Annotated in this window: 11 protein-coding genes; 8 read left to right on the top strand and 3 right to left on the bottom strand. The window is 68.9% G+C overall.

Features of this window, described 5'->3' with window-relative positions; genetic code table 11:
• Together AC1DXX_RS30325 and AC1DXX_RS30320 are read right to left on the bottom strand one after the other, a co-directional pair.
• The coding region (locus AC1DXX_RS30325) for an OmpA family protein (RefSeq protein ID WP_478137911.1) at positions 1 to 570 on the bottom strand (570 nt) is incomplete at its 3' end.
• 20 nt (positions 571 to 590) lie between these two features.
• Positions 591 to 8639: an SdrD B-like domain-containing protein gene (locus AC1DXX_RS30320; RefSeq protein ID WP_478137910.1), complete on the bottom strand. Its 8049-nt coding sequence runs from the start codon at positions 8637 to 8639 to the stop codon at positions 591 to 593.
• A gap of 225 nt (positions 8640 to 8864) precedes the next feature.
• On the opposite strand from AC1DXX_RS30320, the gene AC1DXX_RS30315 reads away from it, so the two are divergent.
• The 5 genes from AC1DXX_RS30315 to AC1DXX_RS30295 all read left to right on the top strand — a co-directional run bounded on the left by AC1DXX_RS30315 (position 8865) and on the right by AC1DXX_RS30295 (position 13821).
• Complete coding sequence (locus AC1DXX_RS30315; protein WP_478137909.1) at positions 8865 to 9686, top strand: response regulator; 822 nt, start codon at positions 8865 to 8867, stop codon at positions 9684 to 9686.
• A gap of 5 nt (positions 9687 to 9691) precedes the next feature.
• The gene (locus tag AC1DXX_RS30310; RefSeq protein WP_478137908.1) at positions 9692 to 11995 is read left to right on the top strand and encodes a sensor histidine kinase; all 2304 of its coding nucleotides are present in this window, start codon (positions 9692 to 9694) and stop codon (positions 11993 to 11995) included.
• A 109-nt stretch (positions 11996 to 12104) separates the two neighbouring features.
• On the top strand, positions 12105 to 12482 hold the full coding sequence (locus AC1DXX_RS30305; protein ID WP_478137907.1) for a hypothetical protein: 378 nt from the start codon (positions 12105 to 12107) through the stop codon (positions 12480 to 12482).
• A gap of 138 nt (positions 12483 to 12620) precedes the next feature.
• Positions 12621 to 13097 (top strand): helix-turn-helix domain-containing protein, encoded by a 477-nt coding sequence (locus AC1DXX_RS30300; RefSeq protein ID WP_478137906.1) that lies wholly within the window; start codon positions 12621 to 12623, stop codon positions 13095 to 13097.
• On the top strand, positions 13054 to 13821 hold the full coding sequence (locus AC1DXX_RS30295; RefSeq protein ID WP_478137905.1) for a nucleotidyl transferase AbiEii/AbiGii toxin family protein: 768 nt from the start codon (positions 13054 to 13056) through the stop codon (positions 13819 to 13821). The genes AC1DXX_RS30300 and AC1DXX_RS30295 overlap by 44 nt, the downstream gene beginning before the upstream one ends.
• 57 nt (positions 13822 to 13878) lie before the next feature.
• Here the strand turns inward: AC1DXX_RS30295 and AC1DXX_RS30290 are convergent, their stop codons facing one another.
• On the bottom strand, positions 13879 to 14820 hold the full coding sequence (locus AC1DXX_RS30290) for a LysR substrate-binding domain-containing protein (RefSeq protein WP_478137904.1): 942 nt from the start codon (positions 14818 to 14820) through the stop codon (positions 13879 to 13881).
• Between the two features lie 132 nt (positions 14821 to 14952).
• On the opposite strand from AC1DXX_RS30290, the gene AC1DXX_RS30285 reads away from it, so the two are divergent.
• The 3 genes from AC1DXX_RS30285 to AC1DXX_RS30275 form a co-directional block, all read left to right on the top strand.
• A complete protein-coding gene (locus tag AC1DXX_RS30285; protein ID WP_478137903.1) occupies positions 14953 to 15948 on the top strand; it encodes a tripartite tricarboxylate transporter substrate binding protein in 996 nt (331 codons plus the stop codon).
• A 49-nt stretch (positions 15949 to 15997) separates the two neighbouring features.
• Positions 15998 to 17521: a UxaA family hydrolase gene (locus AC1DXX_RS30280; protein WP_478137902.1), complete on the top strand. Its 1524-nt coding sequence runs from the start codon at positions 15998 to 16000 to the stop codon at positions 17519 to 17521.
• A gap of 53 nt (positions 17522 to 17574) precedes the next feature.
• The coding region (locus tag AC1DXX_RS30275; protein ID WP_478137901.1) for an aldolase/citrate lyase family protein at positions 17575 to 17888 on the top strand (314 nt) is incomplete at its 3' end.

The raw sequence follows: 17888 nt of genomic DNA, 5'->3' as shown, positions 1-17888 counted from the left end.
GGGCAGGCCGAGGCGCTGCGTGAGATAGCGCGCCACCTGCTGCGCGCGGGCCAGGCCCAGTGCGTGGTTGTCGGCGAAGCGCTCGCGCGACCTGGCGCTCAGCGCTTGCGCGTCGGTATGGCCGACGATCTCGAAGCGCAGCTTGCCGCGGCCCTTCACCTGGTCGGCGATGCGGTCGAGCTGCGCCCGGTCCGCCGGAGCGAGCAGATCGGAGCCCGATGCGAATTGCGGGGTTTCGGTATCGCTGCGCTCCGTGGCGGGAGCGGCAGCCGGTGCAGCACCCGCTGCCGGAGCCACCACCGGCTCGCGTGCGTCGCCGAGCACGAAGGTGGCCTTGGGCAACTCGCGCTCGCTGCTGCGCGGCAGGTGCCGCGTGCCGTCGATATCGGCCGCGCGCGGGTCGGCCGCGGCATGGTCGCGCATGCGGCCGCGCACTTCGGTGTCCTGCGCCGCGGCAAGGCCCATGGTCATGCAGGCGGCGGTGACCGCGCCCGCGAGGGCGATGCGCTTGGGTAGCTTTCTCATGTCGGCTCGCTTGAACGGGTTCTTCGATGTCGGGGTGCTTTTCATGGCGTTCACTCGTCCTTGCGTCATGGCTGCACCGCGGGCGTGGTGGCAGGCACCAGCTCGACTTCGATGTCCAGGTTGAAGAGCGGCGGCTCCTTGCGGCTCGCGCGCTGTTCGCCCAACTGCTTCCAGCGCGAGAGCACGGCGGCCTTCACCGCGTCCGTGCGTTGGCGGCCCAGCGCTTCGGCTTCGCCGGGCGCGGCCCGGTAGGCCAGGCGCAGCACCGCGGTCTTCTCGGCCAGCACGTTCACCGTGCGATCGAGCTCGGGCACGAAGCCAGCGCGCAGCGCGGCGCTGCCGTCGTCGAAGGCCGCGCCCTGGAGCGCGAGCCGCACGACGCGGTGCACAGTGGCGCCGAAGTTCACCTTCAGCACCTTGCCGCGCGTGGCACGTTCGGCGGCCGGGTTCTCGCTCGTGGTGCGGTAGCCCGAAGGCAGCGTGCGTTCGTCGAGCTTGAGCACCAGGTTGCTGCCGGTGCCGTCCTTCGGAATGGCGGCGCAGGTGATGTGGTAGCGACCTTCGGCGTCGGTGGTGGCCAGCACGCCGTTGACCGTGGCAATCCGCACGTTCGCGAGGCCAGGCTCGCCTTCGTCCTGGTAGCCGTTGGCGTTCTTGTCGTCGTAGACCTTGCCGATCACGTCGGTGCAGTCGAACAGCGCATCGGGCACCACGCGCACCGTGGCGGTGGCCAGGTTGGACAGCACGCGTCCGCCCACGCCTTGCGTGGCGATGACCTGGTTGACGAACTCGCCCTCGCCCACGCCGACCCCCACGCCCGCGACCATCAGGTATTCCTTGGTCTCGTTGGGCGCGAAGTTCTGGCCGGGCACCACGACCTGGCGGCCGTTGATCTGCGGCACCACCGGCAGCGCCACGCCGCCCGGCATCGTGCGCACGGTGAGCGAGCCCTGCACGTAGCGGAAGCCCGGCGGCAGCGTGTCGACCACGGCCGCGCCCGGCACCGGGTTGCTGCGCGTGTTGCGCGCCGTGATGCGGTAGGGCAGCAGCTCGCCCTTCTTCACGGTGAGCTTCGAGGTGGTCTTGCGCAGCTCGATGAGCGTTGCATCCGACGGGTCGAGCGGAATGTTGTTGGCCACCACGTGCTGGCCGCCGCCGCCCGGCATCTGGAACGCCATGTAGTAGCCGGCGCCGGGCACCAGCCCCGCGCCCGGGCTCACCACGCAGGGGTTGGTCTGCGCGGGTGCGGGCCCGTTCGCCGGCGCGGAGCAGGACTGCGTGCCGAGCCCGCCGGCCGCGGCCGGGTACATCGACGACGGCAGGTAGCTGCCCGGCGGCGTGACCGCCAGGCGGTACTCGCCGGCCGGCGCGCCCGGCAGCACGAAGAAGTCGTAATAGCCGCCGGGGCCGGTGGTGTAGGTGTCGCGTCCGTCGAGCAGATGCTGCGCCGGGTCGAAGCCTGGCGGGCCCACGAGGCGCACCACGGCGCCAGGCACGGGTGTGCCGCTCACGCTGTCGTACACCACGCCACCCGGGTCGTACGGCAGGTCCTGCCGCTGCACGTTGGCACCCGGGTTCACGCGCACCTTGATCGAGAAGCGCGGGTCGCTCGCGGGGGGCGTGGGGTAGGGGCCGTTGGCGCCGTTCTGCGCGGCATCGGTGGGCCACACGCCGCCGACGGTGCGGCCGTCGGGCGAGCGGAAGCGCACGCGGTATTCGCCGGGCGTGAGGTCGCCGAAGCGGTAGCTGCCGTCCGCGCCCGTGGTCACGGTGTAGAGCACGGTGGCCGCGGTTTCCGAGCAGGCGTTGCCGCCGTCGGCACAGCGCATCAGCTCCACGGTCCAGCCTTCGCCCTGGCCCTCGCCGCTTTCGCGGCTGCGGTTGTGGTTCTGGTCGAACCACACGGTGCCGGTCAGCGACGCGGGCTGGTTGCTGTGCTCGTTGAAGTCGTAGCCCGTGCCGCTGGTGGCCAGCGTGGTGAAGTTCACGCGGATCTGGTTGGTGCCCTGCGCCGAGCCGCCCAGCGTGCCGGGGATGGCAATGCCCTCGTCGTAGCCGCTCGGCTGCGTCTCGGTGATCGTGTAGCCGCCGGTGCCGGGCAGCGGCAAGCCGGTCAGCTCGTAGCGGCCGTCGGAGCCGGTGACGGCGGTGCGCGTCACGGGCTGGCCCGCGGCGTCGGTGCCGGTGAGCGTGATGGTCACGCCGGCGATCGGCAGGTCTTGCGGCTCGCGCGTGCCGTTGCGGTTGGCGTCGTTGTAGACGGTGCCCGCGATCGATGCGCCGCGCTCGCCGAAGTTGTAGTTGTCGCCGTTGCCGCCGCGGTAGGCGATGGCGGAGAGCACGTCGTTGCCCAGCGTGCCGCTGCCCGTGCCGTCGAGCGTTCCGACCGCGTCGAGGCCGTCGGCATAGGTGGCGGGTTGCGTCTCGCGCACGGTGTAGCCCGCGGCGTCGGCCGGCAGCAGGCCGGTGAAGACATAGCGGCCGGTTGCATCGGTCACGGCGGTGGCGTTCACCGCCAGCCCGCTGGCCGAGCGGCCGGTGATCGTGAGCGTGACGCCGGGAATGCCGGGCTCGCCGGCCTGGCGGATGCCGTCGTTGTTGCCGTCGACATAGACCCAGCCCGCGATCTGGCCGCCGCGCTCGCCGAAGTTGTAGTCGATGCCCGCTTCTTCCGATGCGAGCACGAGAGCGCCGAAGCGGTCGTTCACGCTGCCGGGGTTCAGGGTGCCGCGCGGCGCGCCGCCCACGGTGCCGAGCGACTCGGGGCCGTCGGCCACGCCGGCGGGCTGCGTCTCGTCGATCTGGTACGTGCCGGGCAGCAGCGCGTCGACCAGGTAGCGGCCATCGGCAGCGGCTTGCACCGTGCGCGTGACCGCGTTGCCCAGGAAGTCGGTGCCGGTGACGCGCACGGTGGTGCCCGCAATGCCGGGCTCGCCGCTGTCGCGGGTGCCGTTCGACGGTGCGACGTCGGCGTACACGTAGCCCGACACGCTGGCCGGCCGCACGGCCGAGAAGTTGTTGGCGGCCGAGCCCGCGCCCGCTGCGCCGAGCACGATGTTCTGGATGGCGTTGGCGTTGGAGCCGTTGGGCCCGTTCGTCACGCCGCTGCCGCCCGTGGGCACGGAGCCCGGGGTGCTGCCGGCGCCGCTGACGTTGCCGGCGCGCGTGATGCCGGCTTCGTAGCCCTGCGGCCGCGTCTCGGTCACGGTGTAGCTGCCGGGCGCGAGGTTCGCGAAGTTGTAGTCGCCGCTGGCGTCGGTCGTGGCGGTGCGCGTCACGGCCTGGCCGTTGACGTCGGTGCCGGTGAGCGTGAGGGTCACGCCCGCCAGGCCCGGCTCGGTAGCTGGCGCGCCCTGCGCGCCGCTGCCGTCGCGGTCGTAGTAGACGCGGCCGGAGATGCCGGCGGGCAGCAGCTCGCCGAAGTAGTACTCGCCCTGCGTCAGCGGCGGGTTGGTGCCGGCCACGGTGACGCCGGTGATGCTGTTGCCGCCGCCCTGGGCCGTGCCCGGCTGGCTGTTGGCATTGGCCTTGCCCGGCGCGTAGTTGGCCGGCTGCGTTTCCGTGATGGTGTAGCCGCCGGGTGCCGAGGGCGGCACGTTGCGGAATTCGTAGCCTCCCGCTGCGCCCGAAGGCACGGCGAGGATGTTGACCGGATTGCCCGCGGCGTCCGTGCCCGTGAGGCGCAGCTCCACGTTGGGAATGCCCGTGTCGCCGGCCTGCGGCACGCCGTCGTTGTTGCCGTCGACGAACACGCGCACCGGAATGCGGGTGAGCAGCTCGCCGAAGTCGTAGCCGGTGCCGTTCACGTTCGAGCGCAGGGGAATGGCGCTCACGGTGTCGTTGCCCGCGGTGCCGCCGGCCGTGCCGGCTGCATCGCTGCCGTCGGCAAAGGCTGCAGGCTGCGTCTCGGTCACCACATAGGTGCCGGGCGTGAGATTGTTGAAGGCGTAGCTGCCGGTGCCGCTGGCCGTGGTGGTGGTGGTCGACACCGCATTGCCGAACATGTCGGTGCCGGTGAGCGTGACGGTGACGCCCGCGATGCCGGGGTCGCCGGCGCTCGCAGCGCCGTTGTAGTCGGCGTCGCGGTAGACGCGACCGGCAAGGCTCGATGCGCGCACTTCGCCGAAGTTGTTGGCCGTCGAGGTGCCGCCYGCGCCGAGCACGATGGCGTCGATGCGGTTGGCGTTCGAGCCGTTGGGCCCGTTCGACGTTCCCGCCGGAACGGTGCCGGGCGTGCTGCCCGCGCCCGTCACGGCGCCGGCCCGCGTGATGCCGGGCTGGTACGCCGCCGGCTGGTCTTCGGCCACGCTGTAGGTGCCCGCGGGCACGGTGAAGCCCCAGTCGCCGTTGGCGCCGGTCACCGTGGTCAGCGTGACCGCGTTGCCCAGGCTGTCGGTGCCGGTCAGGCGCATCGTGACGCCGGCAATGCCGGGTTCGCCGCTGTCGATCAGGCCGTTGCCGTTCAGGTCTTCATAGACGCGGCCGCTCAGCGCGCTGCTCTGCACCGCGATGCTGCCTTCGTTGAAGTTGTTGCCGGCGTCCGGGTCGGGGCCGCCGTTGGTGTCGCCCGAGCCGGTGGTCACCAGGTGCGCGCGGTTCGTGAACTGCGTGCCGTTGACAGGCGTGCTGCCGGCCGTGGTGCGCACGGGAATGCGCACCGTGGCCGTGCCGTTGACCGGCATCGAGGCGATGGCGCAGCTCACGCTCTGCCCGCCGGCTGCGCCGGTGCAGGTAGGCGCAGCGGGCGTGAAGGTGCCGCCGGTCACCGTGAAGACGGGCGTGCCTGTGAGCACCAGGCCCGCTGGCAGCGTGTCGGTGAAGCTCGTGGTCTCGGCGCTGTCCGGGCCGTTGTTGCGCAGCTGCACGAGCCAGTCGAAGTTCTGGCCGATGGCCACGGTCGCGAGCGGCGTGGCGGTGCCCTGCGAGACCGCCGCCTTGGAGACCACCTGCACGTCGGCCTTGAAGCGGAACGTGGTGTTCTCCGCCACGGCGTTGTTGCCCTGGCTCGTATCGAAGGCATTGCGCGAGGCATCGAAGAAGTCGACCGCGGCGCGGTTCTGGAAGGTGCCGCGCGAAACGCCGCGCAGGACCACCTGGAACTGCAGCGTGTTGGGTTCCCCGGTCGATGCGGAACCGGTGCCGCCCAGGACCGGAATCGTGAACACGATCTGTCCGCCGACCGAACCGACTGCGGGTGTCTGGATGATGATGCCTGCCGGTGCACTCGCCGACACGAACGTGGGGGCGGGTTCGCCGCCGGTCCCGGCGGACGGCAGGTTGTCGACCAGGCGAACCGCCTCGGCCGTCGAGGGGCTGTTGTTCGATACCGTGATGGTGTAGGTGACGTCGTCGCCCACGTTCACCGGATCGACGTCGTCGCGCTTGGTCACGACGAGGTCGTACACGGGCGCGATCACGGGAGTGCTGGCCGTCGCCTGGTTGTTGGCGGCGTTGCTTTCCGCGGTGGCGGTGCTGATGCCGACGGTGTTCGCAATGGTCGAGCCATTGATCGCGTAGAGCGGCCGCACCTGTACCGTGACCGTCTGCTGCTGGTTGCGCGTGAGCGAACCCCAGCGGCATTCGAGCTGGTTGTTGGTGGTGCCGGTGCCCGTGGGGTTCGTGGTGTTGGGCTGTACCGGACAGGTGCCGCCGCCCGCTGCCGTGGCCGAGATGAACATCAGGCCCGCCGGCAGGGTGTCGACCACCCGCACGTCGTAGGCGCGGCTGAAGCTGCCCTGCTGCACGGACTGGTTGCGCGCCGTGAGGGTGTAGGTGAGCAGCTGGCCGACCGGCACCGAGCCGGGGCTGGCCGTCTTGGTCACCGTCACATCGGCCAGGGCGTTGAAGTACGCGGTGGCCGTGCCGCTGTTGGTCAGGCCGGCGTCGTCGAGCACCGGGTCGGCGGGCATGGCCGCGATGGCGCTCGCCTTGTTGACGAGACTGAAGGTGTTGTCGCTGGCCGAGGCGCCGTCGCCATAGTGCGTGGCGACAACACGGACCACCGGGCACAGCGGCACCGCGGTGACGGGATCGGTGCTCGCGCGGCAGACCGGCAGCGCCGTGATGCTGCAGCCCGAAAGCGACGGGTTGCCGGCGCCGCCCGAAGCGGCGGGCAAGGCGCAGGTGCCGCCGAAGGTGGCGCCGTTGGGTACCTGCGTCACGGTGCCCGCACCCAGCACCTGAGGGAAGATGTCGCTCACCGCAACGTTTTGCGCTGCCGAGGGACCGCTGTTGACGACCTCGATTTCCCAGGTGATCGCCTGGCCCGCCGTCTGCCGGTTGGCGGCGCTGCTGCCCACGCCCACCACGCGCTTCAGTACGGTGACGTTGGCATAGTTGGCGGTGTCGTCCACGCCGGTGCCCAGGCTCACGCAGTCGTTGCCGGTGTTGGCGTCGGGGTCGGCGCCCGAGGTGGGTGCGCTGGCGGGCAGTGCGACGTTCACGCACATGCTGTTGACGATCGGGGCGTTGCCCGCCGGGACCGCCGGAATGGTGACATTCACGATCACGTAGCCGGCATTGCGCGCACTGTTGCCGCTCGAGGTGTCGACGCCGATGTCGGCCGCGAGGGTGCGCGTGCAGTTCACCGTGGCCGGCCCGTCGACCGGCGCCGCGACGGTGGCGCCGCCCTTGGTGATCGTGCAGGTGTAGCCGTTCGGCGTCACGCTGTTGATGTGCACGCCGGCCGGAAGATCATCGACCAGGTTGATGGTGCTGTTCGCCAGCAGGCGCGTGCCGCCGAGGTTGGTGGCGCCGACCTGGTAGTCGAACGCCTGTCCGACCGGCACGTTGTTCTGCGGCCAGCCGCGGCGCTTGTCGGCGCGGAAGTCGGTGGCGGAGGTCGCCACGTCGGCCGGCGCGCTGCCCGTGGCCGATGTGGCGACCGGCCCGGTGGCGCTCACCGTGGCCTGGTTGACCACGCCCGTGCCGGCCGTCATGGCGATCACGGGAATGACGATGTTGTCGAGCGCGACGTCTGCGCCCCCGCTGCCGATGTTCGAGCGCGTGCAGTTCACCGTCTGGCCGGCGACCGAGCAGTTCCAGCCGGCCGCGGCGGAGACCGCCCCGGCGATCTGGAAGTTGGCCGGCAGCGTGTCGGTGAGCGTGACGCCGGTGGGCGCACTGCCGCTGAAGCGCGGCGCCAGCGTGAAGTTGAAGCGCTGGCCCACGAGCAACTGGCCGCCGTCATGGCTCTTGGCCATGGTGAGCACTGTGCCCGCCGTGACGGAGGTGTTGGCGGTCGCGTTGTTGTTCTCGGGCACGCCATCGCCGATGGCGCCGGCCGGCGCCACCGCCGGCTGGTGCGTGATCGTGGAGCCCGCGGCCGCGGTGACCACGCCGTTGACCGTGATCGTCCGGGTGCCGTTGAGTGCGAGACCGCCCACGGTGCAGCTCAACTGGCTGCCGCTGATGGCGCAGCCTGCGGGCAGGCCGCTGCCGGAAACCGACAGTCCCGTGGGAATGTTGTACGTCAGCGTCGAGCCCGTGCTGGCGTCGGGCCCGTTGTTGGTCAGCGTGAAGACGATCGGCACCGTGGCACCGCTGGAGGCGGTGGCTGGCGCCGTGATGGCGATCGCCACGTCGGCGCCCTGGTTCACGGTGATCGTCTTGGTTTCGCTTGAACCGCCGCCCGCCGGGGTGGCCGTGACGCTCAGCGTGCCCTGCGTACGGGTGCGCAGCAGCACCTCGAAAGCCCGCGATTGCCCGGCCGCCAGCGTGATGCCCGAACAGGTGAGCGTGCCCGGCCCGTCGGCGCCCACGGCCACGGTCGAGCTGCAGTTGCCCACCGGCACGCTGCCGGTGCCCATGTAGGTGGAATTGGCCGGGATCGTGTAGGTGAAGGAGGTGCCCGGCGCGCCGATGGACAGGCTGTCGCTGTCGGCGATGGTCACCGTGCTGGTGACCGTGCCGCCCGCCGGCAGGATGTCGGGCACGTGCACCAGGCTGGAAACCTGCGGTGTGGCATGGGCGGCCACGCCGATCAGCAGGCCCGCAAGCGGCACGCCGACGAGCGCGGGCATCCGCGCCAGCCGCCGGCGAAGCGCCTGGCGTGCCATGCTGAAGAAGTCGCGCAGCGCTTTCGCGTCCGGCAGATTCGGTGGGGTGTTGGGCATCCCGTCCCTCGTTATTGGCTCTGATGGCCCTGGCACCGTGTGTGAGCGGCGCGGCGGAATGCGGCGCAGGTGTCCAGGAAAGAGCGGGATTCTTCGGCGGGGGGGTCAACCCGACTTTTGGGATTCAGGACAAATGTTTTGTCTGAGGTGACATTTGTTTACGATTGCAACGTAATGTGAACTTGTTCACATTGATTTATGCGGCGCGGCCCTACGCTCCACCGAATGTCCTACTGGTCATCCCAACCTCCCCGGCGAGCGCACATCCTTCTCATCGACGACAACATCGACGAGTTGCAGCTCCTTCTGGCCGCCCTGCGCGGCGAGGATCACCGCATCAGCCTCGCCTTCGACGCGATGCAGGGATACCGGAGGGCGACCGCCTTGCAGCCGGACCTGATCCTGCTGGACGTTCGCATGGGCGGCACGGACGGATTCGCCACCTGCCGGCTGCTGAAGGCCGACCGCAGCACGGCGCACATTCCGGTGATCTTCGTCACCTCCTCCAGTTCGCTCGAAGAGCGGCTGACCGGCCTGAGGGAAGGTGCCGTCGACTACATCCTCAAGCCGTACGAGCCGGCCGAAGTGCTGGCGCGCGTCACCGTGCACCTGGCGCTGGCCAGCAGCAAGTGCGCAGCACGGGCCCCGGCACCCGCCGCAGAGCCGACCGAGGAGGTCACGGAGCAGGGCCCGGACCGGGTCATCGCACGGGCGGCCGAACGGCTCGTCATGTCGGATCTCGCCGACGTGCCCGCGCTGGGCGAACTGGCTTCCCGCCTGGGAACGCACGAAAAACGGCTGTCGCGCGTCTTCAGGGAGCACATGGGCCGCTCGGTCTTCGAGTTCGTGCGCGAAGCCCGGCTGGCGAAGGCGCGCCGCCTGCTCTGCGAGTCGGCGCTCAGCGTCGAGGAAGTGGCGCATGCAGTCGGCTTTTCGGGGGCCGCCAATTTTTCGACGGCCTTCCGCGAACGCTTCGGGACCAGCCCCGCGCGCTACCGGAGCGCATCCGCCGCCAACGCCGCAGTCGACTCGACGTCGGAGGCCTGAGGGCCGTGGCTTTCATCCGCGGCGCGGCCGCCCTGTGTCTGTGCGCGGCGCTTTGCGCGTGGGCGGTGCCCTCCCCTGCCGCCACGCTGCGGCTCGATGGCACGCAGGCCCTCCCCCTCTCCCTGGATGACAAGGTCGAGTTGCTCGAGGATCGCGGCGCGCTGCTTTCGCGCGAGGAGGTCGCGGCGCGGGAAAGCGGTTCGCGGGACGGCTTCGTGCCGGGCACGGCCGCGCGGATGCGGCAGGGCTTCTCGAACTCGGCGTTCTGGTTGCGCCTCACGCTGAAGAACGACGGTGCCACGGTCCTGCCCCTGCGTCTGCTGCTGGACACCACGTGGCTCCAGCACGTCGACTTCCACGTCCAGCGCGACGCGCAAGGCGCCTCGCCGACAGCGGGATGGGAGGTCACGACCGCAGGCGTCTCCGTCCGTGCCAACCCCCATGCCGACCGCGTTCCCACCCTCGCGCTCGACCTGCGTCCAGGCGAACTGGCACGCGTCCTGGTTCGCGTGCAAAGCCACAGCAGCATCAAGCTGGCTCCCTTTCTGCACAGCGCGGACACCTGGCGGGTCACGGAAAGCAGCCGGGCACTGATCGACGGCCTGCTGATCGGCGGACTGCTCGTGCTCGCCGTGTATTCGCTGGCGATCTGGGCCATATCCCGGAACATCGCGATGGCTTCGCAGGGCCTGGGCTTCGCACTGGTCGCGCTCTACGAGGCCACCTACCGAGGCTACACGCGGATGGTGCTCTGGCCGGACAGCACCGAGTGGAGCTACCGCGCGGCAGGCGTCACCGCCGGCTGTTGCGTGCTAAACATGGTGATCTACCTTCATGCGCTGTCGCGCGGCAGCCCGGTGCGGCCGCCGGGGATGCCGCTGCTGGTCGCGTTGACCGGCGTGCAGGCGCTGGTGCTGCTGGGAACATGGGTGGGCGACTATGGGGCCTTCGCCCGAGCGGGCACCCTCAGCGCAGTCGTGTTGGTGCTCACGCTGGCGGCCAGCAGTTTCGTCTACATGCGCCGGGGCGGGCCGGGAGGCAGGCTGGCTTTTCCGGTGATGGTGGCGGTCACCCTGGGCGTGTGCCTGCGGCTCACCGAGCTCGCCCTTCCGGCGCACGCGATCCCGGGGTTCGATGCCTACGTCCTGGGCTTTCCCGGCCTGCTGGTCGGGTTGGTCGTGCTCGCCGCATGGACTCACCACCTGTCGCGCCAACGGCATGACGCACAGCGCAAGCTGGTCCAGTGGCAGGCGCACGAGCAGCAGAGGCTGCAGGCCGAAGTGACACGCAAGACCCGCGCGCTCAACGCCGCGCTCGAACAAGCCGAACACCGGGCGCGCGAGCAGACGCGGCTCATGGCCTACATCAGCCACGATCTGCGCGCGCCGCTGGCCACGATCATCGGGCACGCCCGCATCCTGCGGAACGACCCGGCATCCGCGTCTCAGGTGGACGCCATCGAGCGCAGTGCGAACTACCAGCTCGCGCTCGTCGACGATCTGCTCGAATTCGCCAAGGGCGAACTGTTGCCGCTCGCGCTGGATGCCAGGCCGGTGCACCTGCCGGCGCTCGTTGAAGACCTCGCGCAGTACGCCTCCATGCTCGCGCAGCGCCAGAACAACCAATTCGCCCTCGAGCTTCGGGGAGCGCTGCCACCCGCCGTGCGCCTCGACAGCAAGCGCTTTCAGCAACTGCTGCTGAACCTCCTCTCGAACGCCGCCAAGTTCACGCGCGATGGACAAATGGGCCTTCGGATCGAGACCCTTCCGGCGGGCGACCGGTGGTGCCTGAGCATCGAGGTGTGGGACAGCGGAATCGGTATCGACAAGAAGGATCAGCGCCGCGTCTTCCGTTCGTTTTCCCAGGCCGATGCGACGGCCGAAGGCTCCGGACTGGGCCTGGCCATCGCGCGGCGGATCGTGGAGCACATGGGCGGGGAGCTGGCCCTCGACAGTCGCCGGCACCTTGGCACCCGGCTGCGCTTTTCGGTGCTGGTCGACCCTGCGCAAGAGAATGAACTGCCTTCGGCCGTTGCACCGGCCAGCGACACGGCACGCAAGGCGCCCTTCGCGCGCCCCCAGCGCGCGAGGGCACCGATCCCCGAGATCGCACCGCTGCCAGCCAGCGTGCGCTCGGAGCTGGAATCGCTGGCACGGGATGGCCGATGGACCGATTTGCACGACATGGCGAGCCGGCTTGCATCGGACCCGAATCATGCGGCGTTCGTCAAGGCGTTGCGCCAGGCACTCGACGGACTCGACTTCGATCAGATTCGCCACCTGGCGAACGCGACACCCAGCGCGCCATGAAAACTCCCGCAGCAGTCGCAGGCCGGCGCCGCCCGGAATAGCGGAGCGCTTCGAAAGGGAAATCCCGGGTGCGCTTCACCCAGCCGAACTTGTCATCAACAATCGTCACATGATTGAATCCGAACGATCCCCCTACGAGCGTTCGCCTCACGAAGCCTCGACTGTTCCGCCGCTCACCCCAGTCAGCATTCGAGAAGCGATGGCAAGCTACGACTCACAGATTCGCAGTGCAGTGCAGGTGCTTCGCGCGGCAGCACGGGATGCTTCCACCGCGTTCTCGGACCTGACGCGCACGCTGGGCGTGCGCCTGGAATCGCATTCGAGCGACGGTTCGGCCCCGCTTCCTGAAGGCTCCGCCAATCGAAGCGAACTGGAGAGAGAGCTTCACGAGGTCGCGTTCCAGTTCCGGGTCATCGAAGCCGCTTCGGTGGCCGCACGAGAAGCTCACGAGACAGAACGCGACGGCCAATCCTCACACGGCAGGTGACACGGCCCCTCCTCAGTGGACGTGCGACCGATGCCCGTCATCGACAAAGACATCGGGCTCAAGCGTGCGATTCGAGAAAGCATATAACGCATCTCATAGTGGACATTTATTGAAAAATGCCTAATATGAGATACACATATGCCATCCACCGCCCCTCCCATTTCTGCAGGAGCCGGCCAACGCCTTGAAGCCTTCGGCCGGCATATCCACGCCCGGCGAAAGGCCCTCAAGGTTTCCGCCACGACGGCGGCCGAAGCCGCCGGCATGTCGCGCATGACGCTGCATCGCATTGAGCGAGGCGAACCGTCCGTCACGATGGGCGCCTACATGAACGCGTTGGCAGCACTGGGGCTGGACGTCGACGTGATCGCCTCCGCGGGGTTGGCGCCGGCAAACCCGCCGCCACCCCAGAAGACCGTGCGAATTGCCGACCACGCACAACTGCGGCGACTCGCATGGCAGTTGCCTCCAGATGCAGAGCTCACTGCGCAAGAGGCTTGGGGCATCTATGAACGGAATTGGCGCCACGCCGATCCGTCTGCGCTGGACCCACGCGAGCAGCAGTTGCTGCATGACCTGGCACGCACGCTCGGACGAAAGCCGCTGGATGTTTGAACGCGCCCACCATCGCCGCGTCGCCGAGGCACTGGCCACCCTGGATGCGGCCTTGCTCGCAGACAACCATTGCCTGTTCGGCGGCGGCACGGCCATCGCGCTTCGCTTTGGCGAGTACCGCGAATCGGTGGACATCGACTTCCTGGTGTCGGACATGGGGGGCTATCGCAGCCTGCGTCAGTTGTTGACGAGCGGCGACGGCTTGCGCCCGCTCGTCCGTGAAGGTGCCGAACTGCTGCAGGCTCGCGAGGTTCGCGCCGACCAATATGGCATTCGCACCTCCGTGCGCATGGAAGACATCGAAATCAAGTTCGAGATCGTGCTCGAAGCCCGCATGGAACTCGAAGCACCGGGAGCGGCCGATCGGGTCTGCGGCATCGCCACCCTCACACCCTTGGATCTGGCTGCGAGCAAGCTGCTGGCCAATTCGGATCGTTGGGCCGACGACAGCGTATTCAGCCGCGACCTCATCGATCTGGCCATGATGCAGCCCGGCACCGCGCTGCTTCAGTGCGCAGCCGGCAAAGCCCGGCAGGCGTACGGGGAGAGCATCGACAGGGATCTCGCCCGGGCGGCCGATGCGCTGCTGGAGCGGCCCGGGCGCATGGATCGGTGCATGGAAATGCTGCAGATGACCCCAGCGGTGCCGCCAGCCTTGCTTCGCCAGCGCATCAAGGCCTTGCTTCCGCGAAAGCCGCGCACAAGGAAGAACATCAGCCTTTGACTGGATGCCCCTGGGCCGGCAGCACTGAACGCGAAGCGCACGGCCGAAAGCCGGCGCCTACCGCTCGGACTTTACCCTGGCCGCACGTCGCAGGCATTCGATCAGTTGCTGCGTGCTGGGCGTGCGCCTGCGGCCGCGCATGATGATGAGGCCGACCGGCGGCAGATCGATCGGCACCTTGAGCGGCAGCACCTTCAGCATGCCCTGCTGCTGGAAGTGCCGCGCCACCGAGCGCGCCATGAATGCCACCGCATCGCGTTGCCGCAGGAAACTGATCTGCGCCAGGAAAGACGCCGACTCGATGATGTCGGCCGGCGGATGCACGCCATCGCGAAAGAACATCTGGTCGAGCTTGACGCGCAGCGATGCCCAGGGCGGCGGCATCACACAGGACTCCTTCGCGAGGTCGGCCCAGCTCGGCCGGCGCTTCGAGGTCAATGGATGCTCGGGCCGCACCACCACGGCCATGGGTTCGGCATGGAGCGCCTCCGTTTCGAGGTCCGGCGCCGCGTAGCCGGGCTCCAGCCGCCCGACGAACAGGTCCAGCTCGCCCAGGCGCAGCTTGGGCAACAGGCGCGTGAGGTCGCCCTCCTCCACCAGGACCGTGGTCTGCGACGAGCGTGCCTTGAGCAGCTCGACCGCGCGCGCCATCAGCACGGGCATGGCCACCACCATCGCGCCCACGCTGGTGCGCCCGGCGGCACCGCTGGCGACTGCGGCGATCTCGTCGCGCGTGCGGTCGTAGTCGGCGAGCACCGACCGCGCGAAGCGCACCACGCTGTCGCCGTACGGCGTCGGTACGGTCCCGCGCGTGGAGCGCTCGAACAACGCGAGGCCGAACATCCGCTCGATTTCCACCAGCGACTTGGAGACCGCGGGCTGGGTGACCGACAGGAACTCGGCCGCACGGCCGAGGTGCCGGAACTGGTCGAGCGCCACCAGCATCTGCAGGTGGCGCAGCTTGAGGTTGGAACGCAGGACGCGATCGATCTGGGTCATCGGGGTGCTTTCGGTTTTCCTCTACATAACCCAATGGCTATGAAGAGAGTCCGCTATTTCATTGGATTGCAATGATTGTCTACTGAAGAATGCAAGCTGCTTTCATCGAACTACAAATCGTCGGAGACAACCATGACCTTCCATCGCTCCCTGCGGCGACGTCAATTGATGCTGGGTGGCCTCGGCGCAGCCGCACTCGCCACCGCCCCCGTTCGCGCACTGGCGGCCGACTACCCCGATCGTCCCCTGACCTTCATCTGCCCGTGGCCCGCGGGCGGCACCGCGGACCGTTCGATGCGCGCCATCTGCCAGATCGCGGCGCGGGAACTCGGGCAGCCCATCGCGCTGGAAAACCGGGCCGGCGCCTCCGGCATGATCGGCACCAAGGCCCTGGCTTCCGCCCGGCCCGACGGCTACACGATCGGGCAGATTCCGATCTCCGTGACGCGCTTCGCCCAGATCGGCACCGTCCAGATCAATCCGCTCAAGGACCTGAGCTACCTGGCTCGCACCTCGGGCCAGACCTTCGGCATTGCGGTGCCGGCCAGCTCGCCGTTCAAGTCGCTGCGGGACATGGTGGCGCAAGCCAAGGCCAAGCCGGGCGCGATCAGCTATGCCCACGCCGGCGTTGGCGGGGCCACCCATGTCGGCATGGAGCAGTTCGCGCAGGCGGCCGGCGTGAAGTTCAACGCCATCGCCTACAAGGGCGGTTCCGCCGCGCTGCAGGACGTGCTGGGCGAACAGGTCGACATGCTCGCCGACAGCAGCTCCTGGGCACCCCACGTGGAAAGCGGCAAGCTGCGCCTGCTCGCGACCTGGGGAGAAGCACGCACGCCGCGCTTCAAGGACACGCCGACGCTCAAGGAGCTCGGCTACGACGTGGTGGTGGAAGCACCCAACGGCATCGGCGCACCGCGCGGGCTGCCGCCGGCGGTGGAGAAAAAGCTGCGCGATGCATTCCGTGTCGCCGTCCACAGCGAAGAATTCAGGAAGGTCGCCGACAGCATCGACGCGCCGGTCATGTACCAGGACGGACCCGACTACCAGAAGTACGTCGAAACCGTCTATCGGCAGGAGACGGACCTGATCCGCAGACTCAACCTCAAGGAACTGATGGAAAAGGGCTGAACGGCTCCACCCCGCCGCCCTCCTTCGATGCCTTCCATGCATGCCCCTCATGACTGACAGCCCCCTGCTTCGCCTGCATCCGCACGACAACGTGCTGGTTGCCAAGACCCCGATCGCCCTGGGCGAAACGATTGCCGAGTTCGGCGTGCGCGCGCGTGCGCAGATTCCCGCGGGCCACAAGATCGCGTCGCGCGCCATCGCAGCCGGCGAGCAGGTGAAGAAGTACGACACCGTCATCGGCGTGGCCTCGCGCGACCTCGAGGCGGGCGACTATGTGCACAGCCACAACCTCACGCTGTTGGACTCCTACCGCGACCCGGCCTTTTGCCAGGATGTGCGTCCGGTGGCCTACGTGCCCGACGCCGAGCGCGCCACGTTCATGGGTTTCGTGCGCGCGGACGGCCGCGTCGGCACGCGCAACTTCATCGGCATCCTGTCGTCGGTCAACTGCTCGGCCACCGTCATCAAGCGCATCGCGGCGCACTTCACGCCCGAACGCCTGGCGGCCTTTCCGAACGTGGACGGCGTGGCCGCCTTCGCGCAGACCAGCGGCTGCGGGATGTCCTCGCCGAGCGAGCATTTCGACGTGCTGCGCCGGACCCTGGCGGGCTATGCGCGCCATCCCAACCTGGCGGGCGTGCTGATCGTGGGCCTGGGCTGCGAGCGCAACCAGGTCGATGCACTGGTCGACTCCCAGGGGCTCGCGCAGGGCCGCCTCATGCGCACGATGGTGATGCAGGAAGTGGGCGGCACCCGGCAGACGATCGAAGCCGGCATTCGGGCCGTGGAAGAAATGCTGCCCGAGGCCAACGCCGCACAACGCACCCGCGTCGGCGCCAACCATCTCAAGATCGGCCTGGAATGCGGAGGGTCGGACGGCTTCTCGGGCATCACGGCCAACCCTGCGCTGGGCGCGGCGATGGACGTGCTGGTGCGCCACGGCGGCACCGCCATCCTTTCCGAAACACCCGAGATCCACGGCGTCGAGTTCATGCTGACACGGCGCGCGGTCACGCCCGAGGTCGGCCAGAAGCTGCTCGACCGGCTGGCCTGGTGGGAACGCTACGCGGCCGGCCAGAACGCGCAGTTCAACGGCGTGGTCGGGCATGGCAACCAGGCTGGCGGGCTGGCCAACATCTTCGAGAAATCGCTCGGCTCGGCCATGAAGGGCGGGACCACGCCGCTGCAGGCCGTGTACGAGTACGCGGAGCCCATCGACCAGGCCGGCTTCGTCTTCATGGATTCGCCGGGCTACGACCCCGTGGCAGTCACCGGGCAGATCGCCAGCGGCGCGCAGTTGATCTGCTTCACCACCGGGCGCGGCTCGATGTTCGGCAGCAAGCCGGCGCCGACGATCAAGCTGGCCAGCAACACGCCGATGTTCAAACGCCTCGAAGAGGACATGGACATCAACTGCGGCGCGGTGATCGACGGCGAACTCACGGTGGCCGAACTGGGGCAGCAGATCTTCGAGCAGATCCTGCGCCATGCCTCCGGGGAACAGACCCGGAGCGAAGCGCTGGGCCTGGGCGACCACGAGTTCGTGCCCTGGCACCTCGGCATCGTGAGCTGACTTTTTTCCAGATGCCGCTTTCCCTCTCCCTCCCATCTGACAGAAAGCCCCTCATGCCTGCCCACAACGCCTTCAAGACAGCATTGGCCGCGCGCCGACCGCAGATCGGCCTCTGGCTGTCGATGGCCGACCCCTACATGGCCGAGGTGAGCGCAACCGCCGGCTTCGACTGGTTGCTGGTCGACGGCGAACACGCGCCCAACGACCTGCGCTCGACCTTGGCCGCGTTGCAGGCCGTGGCGCCGCACGCCGCCCAGCCAGTCGTGCGGGCGGTCCACGGCGACACCGCGCTCATCAAGCAACTGCTCGACATCGGCGCGAAGAACCTCCTGGTGCCGATGGTCGACACGGCGGAACAGGCCAGGGC

The organism is Variovorax sp. P4_B10 (assembly GCF_056402375.1).
The sequence above is the reverse complement of the archived record's forward strand: the minus strand, read 5'-3'. Positions and strand labels throughout refer to the sequence as shown.